This window comes from Cohnella faecalis (assembly GCF_003570905.1).
In the GTDB taxonomy this organism is placed as follows: domain Bacteria; phylum Bacillota; class Bacilli; order Paenibacillales; family Paenibacillaceae; genus Cohnella; species Cohnella faecalis.
This window is the reverse complement of record NZ_QXJM01000039.1, coordinates 519,942-543,726: the sequence shown is the minus strand read 5'-3', so window position 1 is coordinate 543,726 and position 23,785 is coordinate 519,942. Positions and strand designations below refer to the sequence as shown.

Sequence of the window (23,785 nt, the reverse complement as noted above, 5' to 3'; positions counted from 1 at the left end):
GGATTACAAACGCGGAAGAGTGACGATTACCTTCGTGCCTTCGCCAAGCACGCTTTCGACACGAATCGTTCCGCGATGAAGGGAGACGATTTTGTCAACGATAGCGAGACCCAGGCCGCTTCCTTGGGACGAGCGATCCCGCGATTTGTCGGCTTTGTGAAACCGTTCGAAAATGCGGGGCAGCTCCGCTTCCGGAATGCCTATTCCCGTATCGCGGATTTCCACTTCGATCCGATCCTTGCTCACCGTTGCGCGGATCCTGAGCGTATCACCCGTTTCGGAAAATTTAATGCCGTTAGCAATGAGATTGAGCCACACTTCGTACAATAAGTGCGCGTCGGCGGCAAACGTCAACTCCGGGAGGTCGACATCGAGATTCAATCGCTTTTCCGTCCACTGCCATTCCAGCATGATCAAGATTTGCCGGATTTGCTCGTCCAATCGGAACTCGGCAAGCTGCAGCGGCTTGTCTTCTTTATCCAACGCGGCGAGCGTAAGAAGCTGCTTGCTTAGCGAAGACAGTCGACCGCTTTCTTGATCGATAATGGACAAGTATTCTTCCGTTTCCTCGGGCGTCGTCTCCTTGTTCCGCATCGCGCGAGCGAAGCCTTGGATGGACGTTAGCGGAGTCTGAAATTCGTGCGAGACGTTCGCGACGAACTCCTGCCTCATCCGGTCCACTTGCCTAATCGAACCCGCCATTTGCGAAAAATGAAGCGCAAGTCCGCCGAGCTCGTCCTTTCGTCCGCTGTCCAGATCCACGTCGAAATTCCCTTTCACGATTTGCTGCGTCGCCCGGTTAATTTTTTAATGGGCTTAACTATATACCGGGTAAACACGACGATCAGCACCAGACTGACGACGAACGTGCAGCCTATCAGGACGGCGACGATGATGCGGATTTCCCCGATTTGCTGCTCCAGATTCGGTCGGATAAAGAGCGCCGCCGCACCTTCCTTCGTCCGAACGGACACCCCTACCGTGTTTTGAACGCTGTTTTCGAAAAACGCGAACAGCTTTAGCCTGCGATTCTCTTGCGACATTCCATGGTATACCGTCCCATGCAGGACGGATTCGATCTGTTCGGAAGACAAGGAGCCGTGCTTGAACGGCGCTCCGTAGGCGACTGCCGCTGTCGGCGTCTTTTCGCGAATCTCATAGATTTGAAACCCGAGCATGGCGACGCGTCTAAGGTACGCGTCCAAATCGAGCTCCGGATTGTCCTCGTACAGGGAACGGATGCCGTCTGCGATTTCCATGCTCTTGCGCTCGTTATCCGACGTAAGCGTAGTTTGATAGTACAGGCTGGTCAACAGCACACCGACGATTCCGCTAACCAAGGCGATCAGCACGAAGGTGAGAACGATTCGGGTGTATAACGTCCTCACCCTTCCTTCACCTCCAGCTTGTATCCTAATCCGCGAATCGTCGTGATGGCGAAGCCTTCCTGCCTGTCGGCGAATCGATCCCTCAGCCGTTTGACGTGAACGTCGACAGTACGGCTGTCGCCTGCAAAATCCGCTCCCCAAATCAGCTGAATAAGCTGCTCGCGGGTATAAATCCGTCCCGGATTCGCTGCCAATTGAGACAGCAGCTCGAACTCTCTCAAAGGCAATATCAAGGGCTCGCCGTTTATCGTAACCTCATAGCTTTTTCGATCTATCGTCACGTTGCCCAGCTTGATCGCCTCCGAAGAGACGTGCCGATAACGGCGCAGAAGCGCTTTGATTCGGAACAGCAGCTCCTTCGGATCGAACGGCTTCACCAAATAATCGTCCGTTCCGGAAATGAACCCTTTTTCCTTATCCTCGATCGCTCCCTTTGCGGTCAGCATGATGACGGGAATATCGTAGTCGGTTCTGATCTCCCTGCACAGCTCCAATCCGTCCTTGCCGGGCATCATCACATCGACGATAGCCAGGTGAATCTGCTCGTTCTCCATGACTACCGAAGCGGCTTCGCCGTTGTCGGCCTCGAACACCCTGTAGCCTTCTTTGCTCAACACGAACCGAAGCAGTTCCCGGATATGGGGATCGTCGTCTACCGCGATAATATGTATTCTCATTTTTATCATTCTCCCGATTGGCTTCGACGTTTATGATGCCCTCATCATGCCCGAAAAAAGGGATGATTTCAACGAAAATACCTATACCGCGCCTCGGGTGGTGCTTTTTGGAATCATTAAGAAGCCCTCAATTTTCTAAATGAGCTTAACTTTGCATAGTATACTGCCTCCTATATCCCGAATACCCAATCTTATCAAGCAGGAGGTCTATATGAATCACTTACAAGCATGGAAAAAGCTGCTGATCGGAACCGCTTGTTTCGCCGTTATCGCCGCAGGAAGCACGGCCGCCGCAAGCCCCAGCACATTCGCCGCAACGACGAGTGCGACGGCTTCCGCCAGCTCGACCGCCGCTCAAAAAGCGGACAAGCTTATCGCCAAGGCGAAATCGCTTCAAGGCAAAGTACGTTACAAATACGGAGTGAACAGCCCCTCGACCTATACGTTCGATTGCTCCGCCTTTACCAAATATATTTTCGCTTCCCAGGGCGTCACGCTGAAGTGGGGATCTTCCGCTCAGAGCAAACAGGGGACTTACGTCAGCAAGAACAACTTGAGGAAAGGCGATCTCGTCTTCTTCAGCGTAGGCACGCCGGGCAAAATCAATCATGTCGGCATCTATATCGGCAGCGGCAAATTCATCCACAATACAATCGGCGGATCGGTTAACGGCGTCATTATTAGCGACTTGAACTCCGGCAACTATCCGAAGCGTTATATTACGGCTAGAAGAGTATTGTAGCTCCTGCTCGCAGGGCGGATTGGCAGACGTGCCGGCGGAATTGTGGCGCTTTGAGTCACATCTCGGGCGGTAGGCTGGCGTTCCGGCGGAATTGTGGCGCTTTGAGTCACAACTCTGGCGGTAGGCTGGCGTTTCGGTGGAATTGTGGCGCTTTGAGTCACATCTCGGACGGTAGGTTGGCGTTCCGGCGGAATTGTGGCGCTTTGAGTCACATCTCGGGCGGTTGGTTGGCGTTCCGGCGGAATTGTGGCGCTTTGAGTCACATCTCGGGCGGTAGGCTGGCGTTTCGGCGGAATTGTGGCGCTTTGAGTCACATCTCGGGCGGTTGGCTGGCAAACCCGCAGAATTGTGGCGTTTTGAGTCACATCTCGGGCGGTAGGTTGGCGTTCCGGCGGAATTGTGGCGCTTTGAGTCACATCTCGGGCGGTTGGCTGGTGTTTCGGCGGAATTGTGGCGCTTTGAGTCACATCTCGGGCGGTAGGTTGGCGTTCCGGCGGAATTGTGGCGCTTTGAGTCACATCTCGGGCGGTTGGCTGGCGTTTCGGCGGAATTGTGGCGCTTTGAGTCACATCTCGGGCGGTAGGTTGGCGTTCCGGTGGAATTGTGGCGCTTTGAGTCACATCTCGGGCGGTAGGCTGGCGTTCCGGCGGAATTGTGGCGCTTTGAGTCACATCTCGGGCGGTAGGTTGGCGTTCCGGTGGAATTGTGGCGTTTTGAGTCACAACTCCACCGGATTTGCTGGCGTTCCGGTGGAATTGTGGCGCTTTTGACGTCGCTCCTGCGGAGCCAAGTTCAGGTCCAGCCCCAGAAGAAGCCGTCCCTGTCCCAGGCGACCTTGCCTCCGTGGAGCTTCCGGAACGCTTTTTTCACTTCCTTGTCGAGCGAGGCATTGCCGCTTTCGTTCACGAATACGAATTGCTCTCCGAAATTCGTTCTGACATGCGCGATAGCGTCGGCCTGATGAAGAATTCCTCGAAACCGGATTTCTTCGACCATCCATTCGGCAACCTGCTGCGCTGTTGTTTCCATGATGCTCACGCTCCTTGCGCAGATTGTCAGGTACGCGAGAAGCCCTCGTCCACAAGGTATTCCTTCGCTTCCTCATATGTATCGAATACGGCGTCCAGATTCAAGCCCGAATAGATGTACCACATCTCATCTTCTTCCTCGAACTTCAACTCCAGCGTCTGCTTCTTCTCATTGGTCCAGCGCTCTTCCCGCGACGGCTCGTTAGCGGCAAACTCGTCGGTCAACGAGCGGATCGATTCCGCAATCAACGCACGAAAATCATCGGCGGCAAATTCACGAATGTTAACGAACCCTTTGTCGTCGATATCGAAGGGACAATCGTCCAAATGACCGGCATAAACGAAGCCGTTGCCATTCGGATGCAAGTGGTACACAACAGTCTTCTTCTCATAAGCGCTGTCTTCATAATGATAGTTCACGCGTCCCAAAGACACGTCTTTGCGCTGCAATTCAGGAAACGAGCCTGCAATCGCAAGCTTCTCTTCAAAACTTAACATAACTTACCTCCACGTCTCTCGATTCATAGCCGCATTATACCACACTTGCCTCCCCGACTCGTCCTCCCGTCAGAGGATGAACACACAATACCCCCGGCCGAACGCGATTCGCGCGCTACCGAGGGTACTCGACTATTCAACCCGCTTCATCTCACCCGAAGCGACTGCTGCTTCTCACGAAACGTATCTCTCCTGCGAAAATATCTTATCGCGCCTGACTAGATCGCCCTGACCATGCCGCCGTCAACGAGCAGCGTTTGACCAGTCACGTACGTGTTGGCGAACGAACCGTAAAAGACGACAAAACGCGCGAATTCCTCGGCGTACCCATTCGCCCGAGCGGAATCGCCTTGACCGCTGCGGTCTGGAATTGCTCCAGTGAGCTGCCTTGGTCCTCCGCTCTCTTGCTGTCCAGCTCCGTAATCCGATCCGTCGCGATTCGCCCCGGCGCAATCGTATTAATAAGAATGCCGTCGTTCGCAAGCTCCGATGACAAGCTTTTCGTCAAAGCTTGCACGCCCGCCCGGAACACGTTCGATAGAATGAGCCCGTCGATAGGCTGCTTCACGGAAGTGGAAGCCAGATTCACGATCCGCCCTCCGCCCGCAGACTTCAAATGCGGCAATGCCTCGCGAATCATCCGAATGGCGCTTAGAAGGTTGAGCTCGAAGCCGCCCGTCCAATCCTCGTCTCCCATATCGGAAAAAAAACCGCTTGGAGGACCTCCCGCGTTCGTCACCAGAATATCCAAGCCTCCGGCGGAATCGACGGCGTGGCGAATAGCGTTCTTGATATCGTCCGGACTCAAGACATCCATGCGTACCATCGTCGCTTCTTGCCCCGTCGCCGCTCTGATCTCGTCGCGGGCTTCTTCGAGCTGCCCCAGACTGCGGCTGGCAATCGTCACCAGAGCCCCTTCTTTCGCAAATTCGAGCGCGGCGGCTCTTCCCAATCCTTTGCTTGAAGCGGCTATGAAAACAGACTTGCCCGATAGCCCCAAATTCATCGACTGCACCCTCTTAACCAGTTGATCTTAACGAGCCGAACAAATCGGATGGCCCGATGATTATGCTCAACATATCCGATTAGTCAAACTGCCAGCTGCTTAAGCTTAACGTACCGTATTGATAGCTCCGGTGCAACGGCTTCGCTCGCTTGTTTTCGTCGCCGGACCCCATCGCAAGAAGAAGAGGAATGAAATGCTCCGTCGTAGGTACTGCCTCCTGCGCATAAGGCGCAAGCTCCCGATACCGAAACAAAGACTCAGTGTCCCACGCCTCCAGCTTCTCCCGAAGCCAATGGTCGAACGCGACCGCCCAAGCTTCCGCCGATTCCGCCCGCCAATTGACTCTCCGCAAATTGTGAACGGTGCCCCCGCTGCCGATGATTAGGACGTCTTTTTCCCGTAACGCACCAAGCGCCTGTCCGATCTTGTACTGCTGCTCGTTCGTCAAATGCCGGTTAACGGACAAGGCGACGACCGGAATATCGGCCTCTGGAAATACCAGCTTCAACACAGCCCAAGCCCCATGATCAAGACCTCTCTGCCCGTCGCTCGCACTCGGAATTCCGTGCTGCTCGAACAACGTTCGAATTTCATCGCTAAGCGCGAGATTGCCTTGAGCCGGATAAGTCATTCGATACAGCTCGTCCTGAAATCCGGAAAAATCATAAATCGTCGAATAGGAAGGAACGGCGCTGACCTGCTGCGTCGGATGCTCCCAATGCGCGGAGAAGAGCACGATCGCCTTCGGCTTCGTCGGCATGGAAGCGGCAAAGCTTTTCAAAAAAGAGGTGTACTCGTGAACGTCAAGCACCAGCGAAGGGGCTCCGTGAGCAAAAAAGTAAGATGGCATCATATCGGCGTCACTCCTTGTCCGTAGTCGTATTAATATTTTGAAGCAGCCATTCGACGAAGTCCTTCTGGTTCTCTTCGGAAACGCCGTGGTCCGCCGGATAAGACCGGAAAACGCAGCGGGACGTCCGCCCGCCGAAATACGCCGCATTGGCTCGTCCGATCTCCAGCGGAAACACCGAGTCGTACTGCCCGTGAGAAATGAAAACCGATACGTTCTCTACGGAGCGCAGCGGATATTCCGTCTTCACGAACTCCGGAATGTAGCCATTCAATGCCACGATCCCTTTCAGCCGATCGCCAAGCGTCAACGCCAACGTCATGGACAAAATCGCCCCTTGGCTAAAGCCGAGCAAATATCTATTCGTTGCGTCTATCGGATATTTGACGGTCGCTTCTTCCAGAAAATCTTCCAATTTCCGGACGGAACGGTCGAAGCTTTCCCGAACCGGATTGCCCAGCCCTCTCAGCTCATAATACTGATACCCCGCTCCCAGAGGAAGATCGCCGCGAATATGAACGATGATGAATTTGTCGGATAGCGGTTCGACTAGACCATGCATGTTTTTCTCGTTGGACCCTTTGCCATGAAGGGTGAAGATTGCCGGGTATTTCTTGCCTGGCTCCGCATTGGGCGGCAAGTGAACGTCATATTCGTACGATGCTGTCATGAATGCTCTCCTCCTGTTTCATTTAATCAGATATATTAGTAATACAAATTTATTTTCTATATGACTAATTTAACTCCGACCTACTAGCAAGTCAATCGGAAAATTGTTAATATCAAATTATATTTTGTATTACAAATATTTTCGAAGGATGGTTCGGATGGATATAGGATCTGCGATAAGGGCGATTCGCAAACGCAAAAACATTACAATCGCCCAAATATGCGAAGCGACGGGCTTATCGCAGGGCTTCATGAGCCAGGTTGAGACGAATAAAACGTCCCCTTCCATCGCTACGTTGGACAATATCGCTGCCGCGCTGAACGTCCCTTTAACTTATTTGCTCATGAAAAAAGAAAACCGCATGAGCGTCGTCCGCAAAGAAGAGCGGAAAGCGACGACAAGCGGCAGCGAAAAATTAAAGGTCGAGCACTTAAGCGGCACAAAAAACATGAGGCTTATGCTCGTCGAGCTTCCTCCGGGCGCCTCGACCGGCGATGCCCCGCACGCCCATAAGGGCCAAGAATCCCATATGGTAATCCGAGGGGAAATCGTCGCGGAGCAGGGAGAAGACTCGGCCGTGCTGGAGGAAGGCGACTCCTTCAGTTGGGACGCTTGCATCCCTCACTCGGTGAAAAACTTGAGCGATGGAGTTAGCGTCGTGCTCATCGCCGTCTATACGGAGTCGGAATCGGAGCTTGAGCCGGATTTTATGGCCTAGGCTGCCAGCGGGATTCGGCTTGGTTTTCTCCCGAAGAACACGATTCGGGGCGCTTCTTTTTCTCTTTCATTCGGCTTGTATCCATTGAACCTGGTTGGACTTGAGCGACGGTATCCAGCCCTTCGGCGGAGGAACGTTGCTGACGATTGTATGAACTCCGCGAATCGGCACAATTTCGACGAACGCTTCCTTATCGAGCTTCGAATCGTCCGCCAGCGCAATCGTCTGGTCGGCCGACTCCACCATGCGCCGCGACATGATCGTCTCGTTCAAATCATAATCGCTGACGCCCCGCTTCATGGAGATGCCTCCGACGGATATGAACGCCTTGTCGACCCGAAATTGCGACATGACCTGCTCTCCCGTCGCGCCGGACAATGATTGCTGCTCCGGGTTCAGCTCTCCGCCGATGACAATGATTTTGCCGGAAAATCGGCCTGCGTTCAGCGACTCCATCAAGTAATAAGCGACCGCGATGGAGTTCGTCAGCACGGTCAGTCTCTCGCGGCCCGCAATCGCCTTGGCCAGCTCAAGCGTCGTCGTGCCTGCGTCGATAACGATCGTATCTCCGGACACAATCAGCTCGGCAGCCGCTCGGCCGATCCGGACTTTTTCCTCCGCCCTTGCCTTCTGGCGCTGCAAGTACGGAGGCTCGTAATTGGCCGGATCGGAGAGCACGGCTCCGCCATATACGCGCTTCACCCGCCCTTCCCGCTCCAGAACGAAGAGATCGCGCCGCACTGTTTCCTCCGAAACCCCGCATCTGCGCGACAAGTCCGGCACCTTCACTCGCCCTTCGAGTCTCAGATGCTCCAAAATAACTCTTTTGCGCTCCTCTGACGAGATCGACATCGTTTATGCTCCTTCCTTCTCTAATTGCAATAGCTCGGATGCATACAGCGTAAGTCGAATCGGACTCCGTTCATAAATCCGATTTTTCCTCCCATGTGGTTTATTGTGGGGTTGTTCTCTATTCTTGTTGCTTTGCCCCTCTTGTAATGTAAAGCTTTACTGTTGTCGCTGAATTAGAGGGGATAGGCGGTTATGTAAAAACATTAAGAAAGCCGTCCAAGGTTTTTTTGAACCTTGAACGGCGTATTGATATCATTGTATGGGAGACTCTGATTGTAAAGCTATTCGATCGAGAATGCCATGCAGCATTCGAAGCGATGCGTCGCTGCGAGCGGTTTCCGCCCGGATTCGTTCCGCGGATTGGATACAGGGCTCGTCCGTCAATTGATCCGCCCATCGGTCCAGCATAACTTCCATGCAAGCCGGCGACGTTTCCAAATGAAATTGCAAACCAAGCACCCGATCGCCATAAGCAAATGCCTGCTGCGAGCAAGCGTCGGACCCGGCCAGCCTCGTCGCTCCCGTCGGCAATTCGAACGTATCCCCATGCCATTGAAAAGAATGAAATCGTTCAGGCAATCCTGCAAGCCAAGGATGGCGATCTTCCGAACGGTTAATAGGATGCCAGCCGATTTCCTTGCAAGGATGGCGATACACCTTGCTCCCCAGTACGTCGGCCAACATTTGAGCGCCCAGACAAATGCCGAGAATCTTCTTTTCCAATTCGATAGCCTGCCCGACGAACCGCTTCTCCTCGATCAACCAAGGATAGAGCTCCTCCTCGTATACGCTCATCGGACCTCCTAAAATGATAAGTAAGTCCAGCCCGTCCAACCATTCCGCCCGTACGCCCTCGGCTGGATCGAGAATGTCGAGCGTATGCCCGTTATGAGAAGCCCACCGCTCAAAAGCGCCCGTGTCGTCAAAAGAGAAATGTTTAAAGACCTTAATATTCAACGCGCTTCCTCCTCGCTTTGCGGCATCATTCTCATGGAACATGCTTCATGCCCCGATTATATGCCGTAATTAAAGAAGACTGAATCCTGTTTTCCCGCTATTCGGGATAATCAATAAAAATTCAACCTCGCGCGATTCCGGAAACCTAGCTCGGCCGAGATCAAATCCGCATACTTTTTCGTGTAGCAGCTGTATTTTTCAATGTTCTCAGGGGTAAACCGGCTTGACGGACCGGCGCAATTGAGCGATCCGATTACGGTATTCTCGTACGAAAATATAGGCGCTCCGATCCCCGTCGTCTCGCTTGTCGCTTCCCCTGTCGTTATAGCATAGCCTTGAGCTTGGATAAGCTCCATCTCCGACTCGATATATTCGCGCGTCAGAGACTTAAGCGAAGGAACGGATGTCCAGTCGGCCGCTGAGAGAAGAGCTTCCCTCGTTTTCTTCGGCAAATAAGCCAGAATAACCCGGTTTGAGGCACCAATGAACAGAGGCAAACGCAGTCCGATCGGCTCCGATATTTTCAAAATTTGCGGCGAGTCTATGCTGTCGATATAGACGCCTTCCGCATTTTCTCTCGTCGCGAGGTAGACCGTTTCACCCGTCTTTTCGACCAGTTGCTCCATGAAAGGTCTGGCGACCGACCTTAGCATCAAGCTGTCGTGCATCAAAAAGCCGTATTTCATAAGAGAAAGCCCCAGCTTGTACTTCTTCGTCTTGGCGTTCTGGGTGACGAAGCCGTGCTCGGCAAGCGACTTCAGTATTCGGTGAACGCTCTGAACCGGCCATCCCAGCTCCCGGCTCATCTCCGTCATGCTCATCTCTTTTTCGATGCCTTGCGGAACAAGGAGATCGAGCATCTGAATCGCCTTCGAAATAACGCCGGACATACCTTCCCTCCCCGCCGATTAACTCTTTTTGTACCCTATTGTAGCACATGGACATCCCGCTATTCGGGAAGACGAATTGGAAGCCGCGGGTGCAAAAACCATCATTTGCATCAAGATCGACTCCCGTGGTACACTCAGCTTACTTACAAGGAACGGAGGGTTACGTATCATAGACTATATCCGAGTTCGCTCTTTTGCGCCCGCTAACTAAATAGCGCCAAAAGCTCTGCCTGCATGCAGGGGACTCAGGAATGGTCTGTCTATTTTTAAAGGTGACCCTATATTCATTTACGCGAACAGTCGGCTGTCTTCACGGTCGGCGCGGATTTCTACTCGATGTCCTTTTTCGCGTTTCCTTTAGAAATTGCGCGTTTCCTTGCGGATTTTTCCGTCATCCTCTAACGATACCGTAGGCACAGGCAGAGCAGCCTGTGTTTTTTATTTTGTTTTTTACCCCGGGAGGTCGATGAAAAATGGAACAAACGCAACAAAAAGCGATAATCGTCGGAGTCGAGCTGCACAGCAAGCCCGACTTCGACTACTCGATGGAGGAGCTCCGCAACCTTGCAGCCGCGTGCGACGTGGAGATCGTGGACTCGCTCAGCCAGAAAGCGAATCGCGTGAACCCTTCTCACTACATCGGAACGGGCAAGCTTGAGGAATTGTCGACGCTGCTCGAAGCTCACGAGGCTTCTGTCTTCGTTATTTTCAACGACGAGCTCTCGCCTTCGCAAATTCGCAATCTGGAGGCGAAGCTGCAGAGGAAGGTAATCGACCGGACGATCTTGATCCTTGATATTTTTGCCGAGCGTGCGCAGACGAGGGAAGCGCAGCTTCAAGTGGAGGTCGCCCAGCTCCAATATATGCTTCCTCGACTGGTCGGTCTTCGCGAATCGCTTGGCCGCCAAGGCGGCGGGGCCGGCTTGAAGAACAGAGGGGCCGGGGAAACCAAGCTGGAGCTCGACCGGCGGCGGATCGAAGAACGAATAACGGCGCTGCAGTCCGAGCTGGAGAAGCTGGTCGCCACGCGGCAAATTCAGCGGAAGCAGCGGCGAAAGAACGCCATTCCCGTCGTCTGTCTCGTCGGGTATACGAATGCGGGCAAATCGAGCTTGATGAACGTGATGGTCGATACGTACAATCCCGGCTCGAACAAGCATGTGCTGGTCAAAGATATGCTGTTCGCTACGCTGGAAACGTCGGTTCGAAGCATTGAGCTTCCCGATCGCAAATCGTTCCTGCTCACCGATACGGTCGGATTCGTCAGCCAGCTGCCCCATCATCTGGTTAAGGCTTTCCGTTCGACGCTGGAGGAGGTGGCCGAAGCCGATCTGCTCGTTCACGTCATCGACTATTCCAATCCGGAGCATAAGCAGCACGCTGCCGTCACCGAAGCGACGCTGAAGGAGCTCGGCGCCGAACATATTCCGACCATCTACGCCTACAACAAGCTGGACTTGACGGATCGTGACTATCCGCAGATTCAGGAGGATGGCGTCTACCTGTCCGCCAAGAAGCAAACCGGGATCGCGGAGCTTCTGCAGCTGATCCGGTCTCGCATCTTTAACGACTACGTCCAGTGCGAAGTCATTATCCCCTTCGATCAGGGGAGACTGGTTGCCTACTTCAATGAGCACGCCCACGTTCAGTCTACAACCTACGAGCCTGAGGGCACGAGGCTCAAGCTGGAATGCAAGGCGGCGGATTTCGAAAAATACCGAGACTCCTTCGTTTTGATTGAAAGCTGATTTGAACATGAATAAGCCGCGACTCTTTGCACTTGAGTCGCGGCTTTTTACATGAGTCAGATCTAGCTAGCCCAACTGCAGACGGTTATACCCACCAAGCGCATGTGCCCAGACCAATTAGCCCAACTGCAGCTGGTTATACCCGCCATGCGCACGTGCCCAGACCAATTAGCCCAACTGCAGACGGTTATATCCGCCATGCGCACGTTCCCAGACCAATTAGCCCAACTGCAGACGGTTATACTCAACAAGCCCATGTGCCCAGACCAATTAGCCCAACTGCAGACGGTTATTTTCACCATGCGCACGTGCCCAGACCAATTAGCCCAACTGCAGCTGGTTATACCCGCCATGCGCACGTGCCCAGACCAATTAGCCCAACTGCAGCTGGTTATACCCAACAAGCGCATGTGCCCAGACCAATTAGCCCAACTACAGACGGTTATTTCCGCCATGCGCACGTGCCCAGACCAATTAGCCCAACTGCAGACGGTTATACCCAACAAACGCATGTGCCCAGACCAATTAGCCCAACTACAGCCGGTTATACCCACCAAGCGCACGTTCCCAGACCAATTAGCCCAACTACAGACGGTTATATCCGCCATGCGCACGTGCCCAGACCAATTAGCCCAACTGCAGACGGTTATACCCAACAAGCGCATGTGCCCAGACCAATTAGCCCAACTGCAGACGGTTATACCCAACAAGCGCATGTGCCCAGACCAATTAGCCCAACTACAGCCGGTTATACCCACCAAGCGCATGTGCCCAGACCAATTAGCCCAACTACAGCCGGTTATACCCACCAAGCGCACGTTCCCAGACCAATCAGCCCAACTACAGACGGTTATATCCACCATGCGCACGTGCCCAGACCAATTAGCCCAACTACGGACGGTTATACTCAACAAGCGCACGTTCCCAGACCAATTAGCCCAACTGCAGACGGTTATTTTCACCAAGCGCACGTGCCCAGACCAATTAGCCCAACTGCAGCCGGTTATATTCACCATGCGCACGTGCCCAGACCAATTAGCCCAACTACAGACGGTTATACTCAACAAGCGCACGTTCCCAGACCAATTAGCCCAACTACAGACGGTTATATCCACCAAGCGCACGTTCCCAGACCAATTAGCCCAACTACAGACGGTTATACTCAACAAGCGCACGTTCCCAGACCAATTAGCCCAACTACAGACGGTTATACTCAACAAGCGCACGTTCCCAGACCAATTAGCCCAACTACAGACGGTTATATCCACCAAGCGCACGTTCCCAGACCAATTAGCCCAACTACAGACGGTTATACTCAACAAGCGCACGTTCCCAGACCAATTAGCCCAACTACAGACGGTTATATCCACCATGCGCACGTGCCCAGACCAATAAGCCTTTACACGTAAGGGTGCAAGTCTCCTTTTGCCATGCAATATGAATTCGTTAGCCGCTCGACAGCTCGGCCCCGGTCGGATTGATACGAATAACGCTGTGATATAATAATAGAATAACGAAAATCTCCTGGGAGACGAAACGATGATTAAACCTCTGCACGCCATGGATGACTCCGAATGGAGCTTGCTGCTTCAGGATGTGGCGGGTCAATTCGACGATGTTACCCTTAAGCGAGGGTTTCAATATTATAAGCAAGGACGAGTAGGTCATCTCGAAATGCCCGATTCCCGCACGATCCGAGCGGTCGTCGAGGGCACGGAACGTTACCGCGTCGAGATGAATCTGGATCTTTTCACGATGAGCCGCTGCAATTGTCCGGTCGGAAAACCTTGCAAGCATATGGTGGCCGTCCTTCTCGACTACGTCGACATCCAGGGCCGGTCAGTCCATGCGCTGGCCAACGCCAAGACGGAAGCCATGCCCAAAAAGGCTCCTCCTTCCATTAGCAAGTCGACTCAATTAGCCGCAAAAAAACGGGAAGAGCAAGCCAAAATAGCCGAGCTCGCCCTTCGCATTCCTCAAATGCGAATTTCCGAGTGGCACGACCTGTTCGAGCTATGCGTGGCTCCAATGGCCGCAAGTACCCGCAACGATCAATATGTCAAGAACGCCTTGGCCGCTATCATCCGAATAGAGCCGTCGCTTTCCCCCGTCAAAGATCTGCTTTTCGCCTTGCATGCGCACCTCTTCGTACTCGCGAAGCTGATGCAGCCTGCGCTAGTTCAACCTTCTTCTTTCAGTTCGTATATGGGCTATTACACGCAACTGGCCGCCACCGATTTGCAGGACGCTGCCGCCGGCTTGTTCGCGAAAAAGCTGCCGATAACCGACGAGCCTGAGCTTTGGCCCTCGTAGACGAGACGGCTGCGTATCTCCGGGCGGGAATGCTGGCACCAAACGCTTACAGCTATTTTCCGGCAGCCTATACGGGATTATGGATGCATTGGATCTATCCGAACGTCGAAAACCCTAAGCGATTTGAAGACGAACTGCAGCACTTGAAAGCTGCCGAAGCCGGGCTTGATTCCGCGCTTTCCAGACACTCTTTCACATTGGCCCAGATCTGGATGCGCTTCTTCCTCGGCGACGATCAAGAGGCTTGGACGCTAATGAAAAGCACTCCGAAAAACAACGATATCCACCCCGACGACTTGATGGCGTTCTATACCGAATTGACGAAAATGGAGCAATGGTCTCGCTTGGCCGATTGGCTGACCGAAACCGGCCCCTTGCTAACTCCGCGCCGGCGCGGAGGACTGGAGCGTTATTACTCCTTCTGGGAGACCGTTCTCCGGCACAAGCCCGATGCGGAGCCGAAAATGTGGGACTCTCTAGGCAACATGCTTCCTTATTCCGCCTATATTTATGAAGAGCAACTGCTCGCATACGGAAAATGGGATCAATGGATGGACTATCAGCTAAGCACGGGCAGCGAGCCGTTGGACCATCGCGCTACCGAGCTGCAGCCGCTTGAGAAGAACGCGCCGGAGCTGCTTCTTCCGTTCTATCACCAAGCGGTCGAAAGATATGTGCTTCTCAAAAACAGAGACAGCTACAAAGCAGCCGTAAAGCTGCTTAAGCGGTTGGCCAAATTGTATAAAAAAATGAAGCAGGAGGCGCGCTGGGTCGAATTTTTCGAAATGTTCGTGGAACGCCATAGCCGGCTGCGCGCGCTTCAAGAGGAACTGCGGAAAGGAAAGCTACTGCCATGAACGGCATTACAGATACGATTACGATTCAGATCAGCTTGACCGAGCACGGGGATGCGCTTATTTTCGGCTCTCTTAGCGAGCATCACTACTTGACGGGCCTCTATTTGAAGCAGCGTCTTTTTGCTTGGCACGAGCCTTCCTTCTACGGCACTGAGCTTGCGATACAGAGCGTTCAAGATTTTGAGCTCGTCTCGCTTCCCTCCGAGCAAGTCATCTCTTTTTTCGCGGACCGCAAGCTGCTGCGGCATGTCGAATGGAAGTGGAGCGGCTTTGCCGAACGATTGGTGAAGGCGGCCCCCGCGCTTGCCCGGTGCATCGAGGAGAAGCGGTTTTTGCCGAGCTTCGACGCGTACAGGATCGGCAAGCTTCAATGGACTTGGGATGTCGAGGCGTTGGAGCCGCTGGAGAAGGCGGCATTGGACGCGCCGAGCGAGGGCTCGGCGGAAAGCTTGGCGCTGGAAGACGGTATGCGCGCGGCGTTTTCCGCAGCCGTCTTCGCCCGCCATTACGGAACGGAAGCGACGTCGGCGGATTTGCGCAGAGAATATCCCCTGCTCTTTACAAAGGGAGACTCGGCCGGATTGGATTCCGAGGCTTGGCTGGTGGCGGTCGGCTGGAAGGCCGACATTGCGCCGTTCCGGCCGGTTCTGCAATTGCTGGAGCCGGATGAGTTCGGCGAGGACGAGCCTGCATGGGGGCTTCGGCTCATTCTTCAGGACAAGCTGGACGAAGCGGCGATCGCCGCCGTGCGGCTGTCCGAGAATGGCGAGGCGTTCGGCTCGTGGCCCAGCTCTTGGACCGCGCTTGTGCGCGAGCGTTCCGCGAGTTGGCTGGAACGCTTGCATGCTTGTCTGCCCGCCGAACGGTTCGCCGGCGGACGCGAAGACGTACTGAACGGTCCGCTGGAGGATGAAGCCGCCTGGAAGTTCCTAACTTCGGACAGCAATCGCCTGCTCGAAGCGGGCTGGCAAGTGCTTCTCCCCGCTTGGTGGGAAGCCGCCCGCCGGAAAAAGCCCCGGCTGCGCGCCAAGATCAACTCCGGTGCGGGCGGCAAAGCGGGCGGCTCGCTGTTCGGTCTCGATTCGATCGTCGATTTCGATTGGCGAATCGCCATCGGCGATGCCGATCTATCCGAGGCCGAGTTCGCAGCGCTCGTTGCCCGCAACGAGCGGCTAGTTCGCTTTCGCGGGCAATGGATTTCTCTCGATCCCGCTTTGCTCGCACAAATCCGGAAAGCGATGGGCCGGATGGATAAATCGCAAGGTCTATCCTTCCAAGATGTTCTTCAGCTGCACCTGCTTGGAGGCGAGGACGGCGATGAAGGCGGACAATCGAATCAGCTTTCCGAGGAGGAGGATTCGGAGCGCATCCGGCTGGAGATCGAGCTCAACGAGCATCTGGTCAAGCTAATCGGGCAGCTCGGCCAACAATCGGACTGGCCGAAGCTGGAGGCGCCCTCCGGTCTGCGGGCCGAGCTTCGCGCCTATCAGCGCGACGGCTTCGCATGGCTCGCCTTCCTGCGGCGATTCGGACTCGGCGCTTGTCTGGCCGACGACATGGGACTCGGCAAAACGGTGCAATTAATCGCCTATCTCCTGCATCTGAAGGAAGACGCGGACAAGCACACTGGGACGAGCAAAAATGTTCGTAGCCCTTCTCTTATCGTTTGCCCGACTTCCGTTCTGGGCAATTGGCAGAAGGAGCTGAGCCGATTCGCTCCGTCGCTGGACGTCCTGCTTCATTACGGAAGCCGCAGACTTGCAGGCGACGACTTCTATGCGGAAGTGCGAAATGCAGACGTCGTTCTTACTTCCTACGCGACCGCCGCCCTGGATCAAGACACGCTCAAGGAATTCACATGGGCTGCGATCTGTTTGGATGAAGCGCAAAATATCAAAAACGCCCAAACGAAGCAATCGGCCGCCGTTCGCAGCTTTCCGGCCCGGCACCGCGTCGCGCTTACCGGCACCCCGATCGAGAATCGTTTGTCGGAGCTATGGTCCATCTACGACTTTATAACGCCCGGTTATTTGGGCAGCTCGCGGTCTTTCCAAGAACGGTTCGGCAATGCTATCGAGAAGGAACGGGACGAACGGGCGACAGCCGATTTGCAGAAGCTCGTCAAGCCATTTATGCTTCGACGCAAGAAGAAGGACCCTTCCATACAGCTCGATCTGCCGGATAAGAACGAGATGAAAACCTACGTTCATCTCACCGCCGAGCAAGGCGCGCTGTATGACCAAACCGTCAATCAGCTAATGGAGAAAATGCAGAAGCTCGAAGGCATTGAGCGCAAGGGAGCCATCCTTGCGGCGCTCACCCAGCTAAAGCAGCTATGCGACCACCCGATCCTTTTGACGAAAGAGCCTCTTTCGGCGAATGCAGACGGCTGGATCGATGCCGAGCCTCTCGTCGGGCGTTCCTCCAAGCTGGAGCGGCTTCTCGCCATGGTGAGGGAGCTTCGCGAGGAAGGCGACCGCTGCCTTATTTTCACGCAGTATGTCGGCATGGGGGAAATGCTGCAACGGGTACTCCAGCAAGAGCTCGGAGAGCGCGTCCTCTATCTGAACGGAAGCACGTCCAAATCCGCCCGGGATCGGATGATCGAGCAGTTCCAGGCCCGAGACCTTCCGGACGACGAGCAGCCTTCCGTCTTTATTCTGTCGCTCAAGGCAGGCGGAGTCGGCCTCAACCTGACGGCAGCCAATCATGTGTTCCACTTTGATCGTTGGTGGAATCCGGCCGTTGAGAACCAGGCGACGGACCGCGCTTACCGAATGGGGCAGACGCGCGACGTGCAAGTGCACAAATTCATCTCCCTCGGCACGCTTGAAGAGCGCATCGACGAAATGCTGGAAAGCAAGCAGCAGCTTAGCGACAATGTCATCTCCAGCTCCGAAGGCTGGATTACCGAGCTGTCCACGGAAGCCTTGAAAGATTTGTTCACCTTAAGACGGGAATGGGTCGGGTGAGCCTCCGTCCAGAATTAGCTTGGCAAGCTGAGTGCGATTTTTCAAATTGAACTTGGACAGCATGGCGTTGACGTGTTTTTTGACCGCGGCTTCGCTGACATAGAGGCGAGCGGCGATTTCCGGGTTTGTAAATCCTTGCGTAAGCAGCGCGGCCACTTCTTGTTCGCGCGCTGTAAGTCGTTCGGGCAACTGCGAGATAGTCGATTGATCGGACATCGTTTCTGCCGTCGCGAGGCTTCCGGAATCGGAGATCATCCGCCGCAAGTACGACGGCAACCTGCTCTTTCTCGTATCCAGAGCATAAGTCAAAGCGACTTTTTCATCCCCGTACCCCGTATGCCGCGCACCCGGCGTTTCCTCGAATCCGAGGCTTTCGCAGGCTTGCGCGAAATACGGCAGCGGAGGCGGAGACTGGACGAGCAAGCTTCCCGCCAGCAAAGGCTCGAACAAAATCGGAATAATATCGCCGCGAAGCTCCTCGTCTTCGAGATTGTCCACGTCGATCGAATAGACGAATACCCCGGAGGATTGCTCCGGCGCGACCCGCAGCTCTTGTCGCCGTACGGGCGACAACGACTGGAAATAAGCTCGCGATAGCGGTGCGCGCATCAAATAATCAATCGTTCCCTCGTGAATTGGAATAAGCGCCGTCAAACCGACGACGATACCGGCAGCGTTCCGAATAAGCTTCAGCGCTCCCGGGCTTTCTTCAAGCAGCTCGTCAATCGGAAGGGCATTAAGCCGGAGAAGGCTTTCCTCTGCGGTAAGGTCATATCGAAACAAAGCCCCGCTCTCCAAATCCGCGCACCGAACTGTCCATGGCCGAGCCTCATCTCTTCTTCGAGCGGCATACGCCGCCGCTTCCTCCCGATTGCCGGCATCGACAGGCTCCATGTAATGCCGGGATTCTCTGGCATGCCGATAGTGAGCCCGCATAATCGGATTTCCCGCGAAGCGAAGCGCTTCTGCGAACTCCCGCGAGATATCCCTGCCTTGCCTTATCCCCTCTTCGATCTTTGCGAGACAACGGCCGACGGCTTTGCCGCAATATCGCTCGAACGTATCGGGCATGCGTTCCCGGAACGTCCGGCGCATCGCTTCCCATACCCTCTCGTGCAGCTGCCACCCCTCGCTTGCCCGCGAGACGAACGACAGCTTCGACAGCTTCTCGAACCATGTTGAAGCTACTTCTTTTTCCAGCAGTGCCGAGAGCCATTCCTGATGAAAAGACCGGGTTATCGACGCGGCGAACAGCAGCTGCCGAAGCTCTTCTTCCGGAGCTTCCCGCAGCCACACCTCCAGCCGATCCTCGAACGAAAATAACGGCTGCATCGCTTTATCGCCTCCGTCAGAAGAGTTCAGCAACGAAAGCGACAGCGGATGCCCGAGCGTCCGAAACCATACGGCGTCGATAGCTTCATCGTCCGTCTCTCCCGACTCTTGCAAGTAGCCGTGAATATCCTCGTATGACAATTCGGTCAGCGGAAGCCGGATAATGAGCGGTTTCCATGCGGGGGAATGTCTCCACGGTCCTTCGAGCGAATAGCGTCCGGCTACGACGATCAACATATTCATAGGCAGTCGCGGTAAAAATGCGGTGCGGAACCAATGATCCGAGCTGCCGATTTTTTCATAGCTGTCCACGAATAGTACGAGCATTCCGTTCTCGGATTTTCGATGAATCGCGCTTATGCAAGCTTCGAGGCTGGCCGGAGCTTCCTGCTCCGCGCTCCTCCCCAGTCCTTCGAAGACCGCTCGCCATATCCGATCGCTGCCGCTCCCCGTCTCCGCGATGTCTATGCGCAAAGAATGAGCCCCTTGGGCGAGGGCAAGCGATTCGTAGCGATCGAGCAGCGTCGTTTTGCCCATTCCTGCCGTACCGCTTATGTTAATGATTCTTTCGGTTCTCGAATGGATGGCGGAAAGCAATTGACCGAATACGTCGCATTCGAAGCGGCGGCCGACAAACCGTCGCTCCATCCATTCGTTCATCCGTTCTCCGATCGTCTGCCCCATGTTGCCGCCCCTTTCCTGCCATTTTTATCGAAAAGTATACTACCAAAGTAACCGAAAGGATAGCCTCAGCTTCCCCGTGGCGATGGTACAGTCTGAATGTACCCAATCGCAGGAGGGGATTCGAATGTCATTGCTGTCGCTTGATCCGCAAAAACGAGAACGATTGCTTAGGCCGGATATCGTATCGGGCTCGGAAATGCTGCTGCGGTCGCTGCTGCTTGAAGGCGTCGACTGCGTGTTCGGCTATCCGGGCGGAGCCGTTCTCTATATTTACGATGCCATGCACGGAAATCCCGATTTTCGGCATTTGCTCACGAGGCATGAACAGGGAGCTATCCATGCCGCCGACGGTTACGCCCGATCGACGGGCAAGGTCGGAGTATGTTTAGCGACCTCGGGCCGGGGGCTACGAACCTCGTTACCGGAATCGCGACCGCCCATATGGATTCGGTTCCGCTTGTCGTCATTACCGGCAATGTCGCGACCTCGTTAATCGGCACCGATTCCTTCCAGGAGGCCGATATCGTCGGGATGACGCAGCCGATTACGAAGCACAGCTATTTTGTAAACCGGGCGACCGACTTGCCCCGCATTATCCGGGAGGCGTTTCACATAGCCGGGACTGGGCGCAAAGGCCCCGTTCTCGTCGACATTCCGAAAGACGTATCCGCGGCAATGGCGGCGTTCCATTATCCGGATCGGATCGACATTCCCGGCTATACGCCTGATGTCGAACCCGACTCCGCACAGATCGAACAATTGTCTGTCGCGCTTGCCGAAGCGAAACAGCCGCTCTTGCTGGCCGGAGGCGGGATCATCCAGTCGGGCGCTTCCGCCGAGCTGATCGAATTGGCAGAGAAGCTCGGCGTTCCGGTAACAACGACTTTGCTCGGCTTGGGGGGCTTTCCCGGAGATCACGAGCTTTGGCTGGGCATGCCGGGAATGCACGGATCGTACACAGCCAACAAAGCTTTGTTGGGATGCGATCTGCTTGTCGCCGTAGGCGCCCGCTTCGACGACAGAGTGACGATGAGGCTGGACGGCTTCGCTCCGAACGCCCGTGTCGCCCACATCGACCTGGATCCGGCGGAAATCGGCAAGCTTGTGCCCGCATCGATTTCGATAACCGGGGATGCTTCGAACGTGCTGAGCAAGTTAAATAGATCAATGGAAGGCCGACAAATTCCGAGCAAATCGGATTGGGTCAAACGATTGAAGAGTATGAAAATGAGCCACCCCCTGCAATATCGGGCATCTGAAAATATATTGAAGCCGCAGCTAGTCATTGAGCTTATCTCCCGTATGACCGACGGTGACGCCATCGTAACGACCGATGTCGGCCAGCATCAGATGTGGACGGCGCAATTTTACCGATTCAAGCATCCGCGGTCGCTGCTTACTTCGGGCGGACTCGGTACGATGGGCTTCGGTTTTCCGTCTGCGATCGGCGCCCAAGTCGGCAACCCGGACAAGACGGTCATTTCCATCAATGGAGACGGGGAATGCAGATGTGTTCTCAAGAGCTCGCCATTTGCGCCATTCACCGGATCCCCGTCAAAATCGCCGTTATCAACAACGGTACGCTCGGTATGATCAAGCAATGGCAGGAGCTCGTGTACGACGGTCGTTACAGCCAGATCGACTTGTCGGGAAGTCCCGACTTCGTCAAGCTGGCCGAAGCATACGGTGTAAAGGGACTTCGCGCAACTACGCCCAAGGAAGCCGAGGCGGCTTGGAGGGAAGCGCTGGCGACGGATGGGCCTGTCCTGATCGATTTTGTCGTCTCCAAGGGCGAGCTTGTGTATCCGATGATTCCGCAAGGAAAAGCATTGGAGGATATGATCGTGGGGGATTTCGACTAATGAGGGCTAACCGTAAGCAAACGTTGTCCATTCTTGTCCGTAACGCGCCCGGCGTCTTGCAACGGGTATCGGGACTCTTCTCCAGGCGGAGCTACAACATTGAAAGCATCACTGTCGGCGAATCCGAGCAGCAAGGCTTATCCCGAATCATTGCCGTTGCCGACGGTGACGAACGGACGATTGAACAAATCGGCCATCAATTGCGCAAGCTCATCGACGTTATCGAAGTAAATCATTTGAATTCGGCTCCCTTCGTTTCCAGGGAACTGATGCTCATTAAGCTCAAAACCGATCCGGCGCTCCGGGCGGAAATTCAAAATTTGATCCAGACGTTCCGCTGCTCCATCATCGATATTGCGCCGGAATCGATGATTGTCCAAGTCATTGGCTCTACGGACAAGAACGACGCGTTCGTTCAGCTCGTCGCCCGCTATGGCATCGTACAAATGACGAGAACGGGGGAGACCGCCATGAGCCGGGATGAAATTTGCCCCGTTGCAATCGCAGGTCAGCCGCTTGGGAGCTCTATAGTCCGATTTTGAAGAGCGATAGCCCAACTTTGTTGGGTTGCGGCTCGCGCTCGTACGCTATTCCGCCAAATAGCCCAACTACGTTTGGTTACAGCTTGCGCTCATACGCCTTTTCGCCGAATAGCCCCACCACGTTGGGTTGCGGCTCGCGCTCGTACGCTATTCCGTTGGATAGCCCAACCACGTTGGGTTGCGGCTCGCACTCGTACGCTATTCCGCCGGATAGCCCAACCACGTTGGGTTGCGGCTCGCACTCGTACGCCTTTTCGCCGAATAGCCCTACCACGTTGGGTTGCGGCTCGCGCTCGTACGCTATTTCGCCGAGTAGCCCAACTACGTTTGGTTACAGCTTGCGCTCATACGCCTTTTCGCCGAATAGCCCAACCACGTTGGGTTGCGGCTCGCGCTCGTACGCTATTCCACTGGATAGCCCAACCACGTTGGGTTGCGGCTCGCACTCGTACGCTATTCCGCCGGATAGCCCAACCACGTTGGGTTGCGGCTCGCACTCGTACGCTATTTCGCCGAGTAGCCCAACCACGTTTGGTTACAGCTCGCGCTCATACGCCTTTTCGCCGAATAGCCCCACCACGTTGGGTTGCGGCTCGCGCTCGTACGCTCTTTCGCCGGATAGCCCAACCACGTTTGGTTACGGCTCGCGCTCGTACGCTATTTCGCCGGATAGCCCAACCACGTTGGGTTACAGCTCGCGCTCATACGCCTTTTCGCCGAATAGCCCAACCACGTTGGGTTACAGCTCGCGCTCGTACGCTATTTCGCCGGATAGCCCAACCACGTTTGGTTACAGCTGCTCATACGCCTTTTCGCCGAATAGCCCCACCACGTTGGGTTGCGGCTCGCGCTCGTACGCTATTCTGCTGGATAGCCCAACCACGTTTGGTTGCGGCTCGCGCTCGTACGCTATTCCGCTGGATAGCCCAACCACGTTGGGTTGCGGCTCGCACTCGTACACTATTCCGCCGGATAGCCCAACCACGTTTGGTTGCGGCTCGCGCTCGTACGCTATTCCGCTGGATAGCCCAACCACGTTGGGTTGCGGCTCGCACTCGTACGCTATTCGCCGGATAGCCCAACCACGTTTGGTTACAGCTTGCGCTTATACACCTTTTCGCCGAGTAGCCCAACTACGTTTGGTTACAGCTCGCGCTCGTACGCCTTTTCGCCGAATAGCCCTACCACGTTGGGTTGCG

The 23,785-nt window shown here is 54.8% G+C and carries 18 protein-coding genes and 2 pseudogenes; 8 read left to right on the top strand and 12 right to left on the bottom strand.

What is annotated here, in order from left to right:
* Positions 1-3: 3 nt before the first annotated feature.
* The 3 genes from D3H35_RS32485 to D3H35_RS15440 are packed head-to-tail and all read right to left on the bottom strand — an operon-like array spanning position 4 to position 2,071.
* Complete coding sequence (locus tag D3H35_RS32485; RefSeq protein ID WP_233567953.1) at positions 4-780, bottom strand: HAMP domain-containing sensor histidine kinase; 777 nt, start codon at positions 778-780, stop codon at positions 4-6.
* Entirely contained in the window at positions 777-1,388 is a 612-nt protein-coding gene (locus D3H35_RS32480) for a hypothetical protein (protein ID WP_233567952.1), read from the bottom strand. Before D3H35_RS32480 ends, D3H35_RS32485 begins: the two co-directional genes overlap by 4 nt.
* Positions 1,385-2,071 (bottom strand): response regulator transcription factor, encoded by a 687-nt coding sequence (locus D3H35_RS15440; RefSeq protein ID WP_199728563.1) that lies wholly within the window; start codon positions 2,069-2,071, stop codon positions 1,385-1,387. Before D3H35_RS15440 ends, D3H35_RS32480 begins: the two co-directional genes overlap by 4 nt.
* A 205-nt stretch (positions 2,072-2,276) precedes the next feature.
* On the opposite strand from D3H35_RS15440, the gene D3H35_RS15435 reads away from it, so the two are divergent.
* A complete protein-coding gene (locus D3H35_RS15435) occupies positions 2,277-2,807 on the top strand; it encodes a C40 family peptidase (RefSeq protein WP_119150181.1) in 531 nt (176 codons plus the stop codon).
* Between the two features lie 792 nt (positions 2,808-3,599).
* Here D3H35_RS15435 and D3H35_RS15430 read toward each other — a convergent pair.
* From D3H35_RS15430 to D3H35_RS15410, 5 genes and pseudogenes are all read right to left on the bottom strand, one after another.
* Positions 3,600-3,836 carry a DUF6953 family protein gene (locus D3H35_RS15430; RefSeq protein WP_119150180.1) on the bottom strand — a complete coding sequence of 79 codons (237 nt, stop codon included), beginning with the start codon at positions 3,834-3,836 and terminating at the stop codon, positions 3,600-3,602.
* Between the two features lie 26 nt (positions 3,837-3,862).
* Entirely contained in the window at positions 3,863-4,333 is a 471-nt protein-coding gene (locus D3H35_RS15425) for a hypothetical protein (protein ID WP_119150179.1), read from the bottom strand.
* Between the two features lie 218 nt (positions 4,334-4,551).
* Positions 4,552-5,339, bottom strand: a pseudogene (locus D3H35_RS15420) (SDR family oxidoreductase).
* A gap of 79 nt (positions 5,340-5,418) precedes the next feature.
* Positions 5,419-6,192, bottom strand: coding sequence for a DODA-type extradiol aromatic ring-opening family dioxygenase (locus tag D3H35_RS15415; protein ID WP_119150178.1), 774 nt, complete (start codon positions 6,190-6,192; stop codon positions 5,419-5,421).
* Between the two features lie 7 nt (positions 6,193-6,199).
* The gene (locus D3H35_RS15410) at positions 6,200-6,859 is read right to left on the bottom strand and encodes an alpha/beta hydrolase (RefSeq protein ID WP_119150177.1); all 660 of its coding nucleotides are present in this window, start codon (positions 6,857-6,859) and stop codon (positions 6,200-6,202) included.
* Positions 6,860-7,016: 157 nt separating this feature from the next.
* Between D3H35_RS15410 and D3H35_RS15405 the strand changes: the two genes are divergently transcribed.
* Positions 7,017-7,577, top strand: coding sequence for a helix-turn-helix domain-containing protein (locus D3H35_RS15405; RefSeq protein WP_119150176.1), 561 nt, complete (start codon positions 7,017-7,019; stop codon positions 7,575-7,577).
* 66 nt (positions 7,578-7,643) lie between these two features.
* Here the strand turns inward: D3H35_RS15405 and D3H35_RS15400 are convergent, their stop codons facing one another.
* The 3 genes from D3H35_RS15400 to D3H35_RS15390 all read right to left on the bottom strand — a co-directional run bounded on the left by D3H35_RS15400 (position 7,644) and on the right by D3H35_RS15390 (position 10,276).
* Positions 7,644-8,429 (bottom strand): DeoR/GlpR family DNA-binding transcription regulator, encoded by a 786-nt coding sequence (locus tag D3H35_RS15400; RefSeq protein WP_119150175.1) that lies wholly within the window; start codon positions 8,427-8,429, stop codon positions 7,644-7,646.
* A 252-nt stretch (positions 8,430-8,681) separates the two neighbouring features.
* Entirely contained in the window at positions 8,682-9,386 is a 705-nt protein-coding gene (locus tag D3H35_RS15395) for a type 1 glutamine amidotransferase (protein WP_119150174.1), read from the bottom strand.
* 110 nt (positions 9,387-9,496) lie between these two features.
* Positions 9,497-10,276, bottom strand: coding sequence for an IclR family transcriptional regulator (locus tag D3H35_RS15390; protein WP_119150173.1), 780 nt, complete (start codon positions 10,274-10,276; stop codon positions 9,497-9,499).
* A gap of 473 nt (positions 10,277-10,749) precedes the next feature.
* On the opposite strand from D3H35_RS15390, the gene hflX reads away from it, so the two are divergent.
* The 4 genes from hflX (at position 10,750) to D3H35_RS15370 (ending at position 18,166) form a co-directional block, all read left to right on the top strand.
* Positions 10,750-12,024 carry a GTPase HflX gene (gene hflX / locus D3H35_RS15385; RefSeq protein WP_119150172.1) on the top strand — a complete coding sequence of 425 codons (1,275 nt, stop codon included), beginning with the start codon at positions 10,750-10,752 and terminating at the stop codon, positions 12,022-12,024.
* Positions 12,025-13,563: 1,539 nt separating this feature from the next.
* Positions 13,564-14,337: an SWIM zinc finger family protein gene (locus D3H35_RS32475; RefSeq protein WP_233567951.1), complete on the top strand. Its 774-nt coding sequence runs from the start codon at positions 13,564-13,566 to the stop codon at positions 14,335-14,337.
* On the top strand, positions 14,325-15,194 hold the full coding sequence (locus D3H35_RS32470; protein ID WP_233567950.1) for a hypothetical protein: 870 nt from the start codon (positions 14,325-14,327) through the stop codon (positions 15,192-15,194). The genes D3H35_RS32475 and D3H35_RS32470 overlap by 13 nt, the downstream gene beginning before the upstream one ends.
* Complete coding sequence (locus D3H35_RS15370) at positions 15,191-18,166, top strand: DEAD/DEAH box helicase (RefSeq protein WP_119150170.1); 2,976 nt, start codon at positions 15,191-15,193, stop codon at positions 18,164-18,166. Before D3H35_RS32470 ends, D3H35_RS15370 begins: the two co-directional genes overlap by 4 nt.
* Here D3H35_RS15370 and D3H35_RS15365 read toward each other — a convergent pair.
* Positions 18,143-20,182 carry a LuxR C-terminal-related transcriptional regulator gene (locus tag D3H35_RS15365; protein ID WP_119150169.1) on the bottom strand — a complete coding sequence of 680 codons (2,040 nt, stop codon included), beginning with the start codon at positions 20,180-20,182 and terminating at the stop codon, positions 18,143-18,145. The genes D3H35_RS15370 and D3H35_RS15365 overlap by 24 nt on opposite strands.
* Between D3H35_RS15365 and ilvB the strand changes: the two are divergent.
* Together ilvB and ilvN are read left to right on the top strand one after the other, a co-directional pair.
* A pseudogene (gene ilvB / locus D3H35_RS15360) lies at positions 20,181-22,044 on the top strand (biosynthetic-type acetolactate synthase large subunit). The gene D3H35_RS15365 and the pseudogene ilvB overlap by 2 nt on opposite strands.
* Positions 22,044-22,586 carry an acetolactate synthase small subunit gene (gene ilvN, locus D3H35_RS15355; RefSeq protein WP_119150168.1) on the top strand — a complete coding sequence of 181 codons (543 nt, stop codon included), beginning with the start codon at positions 22,044-22,046 and terminating at the stop codon, positions 22,584-22,586. Before ilvB ends, ilvN begins: the two are co-directional and overlap by 1 nt.
* Positions 22,587-23,785 lie beyond the last annotated feature (1,199 nt).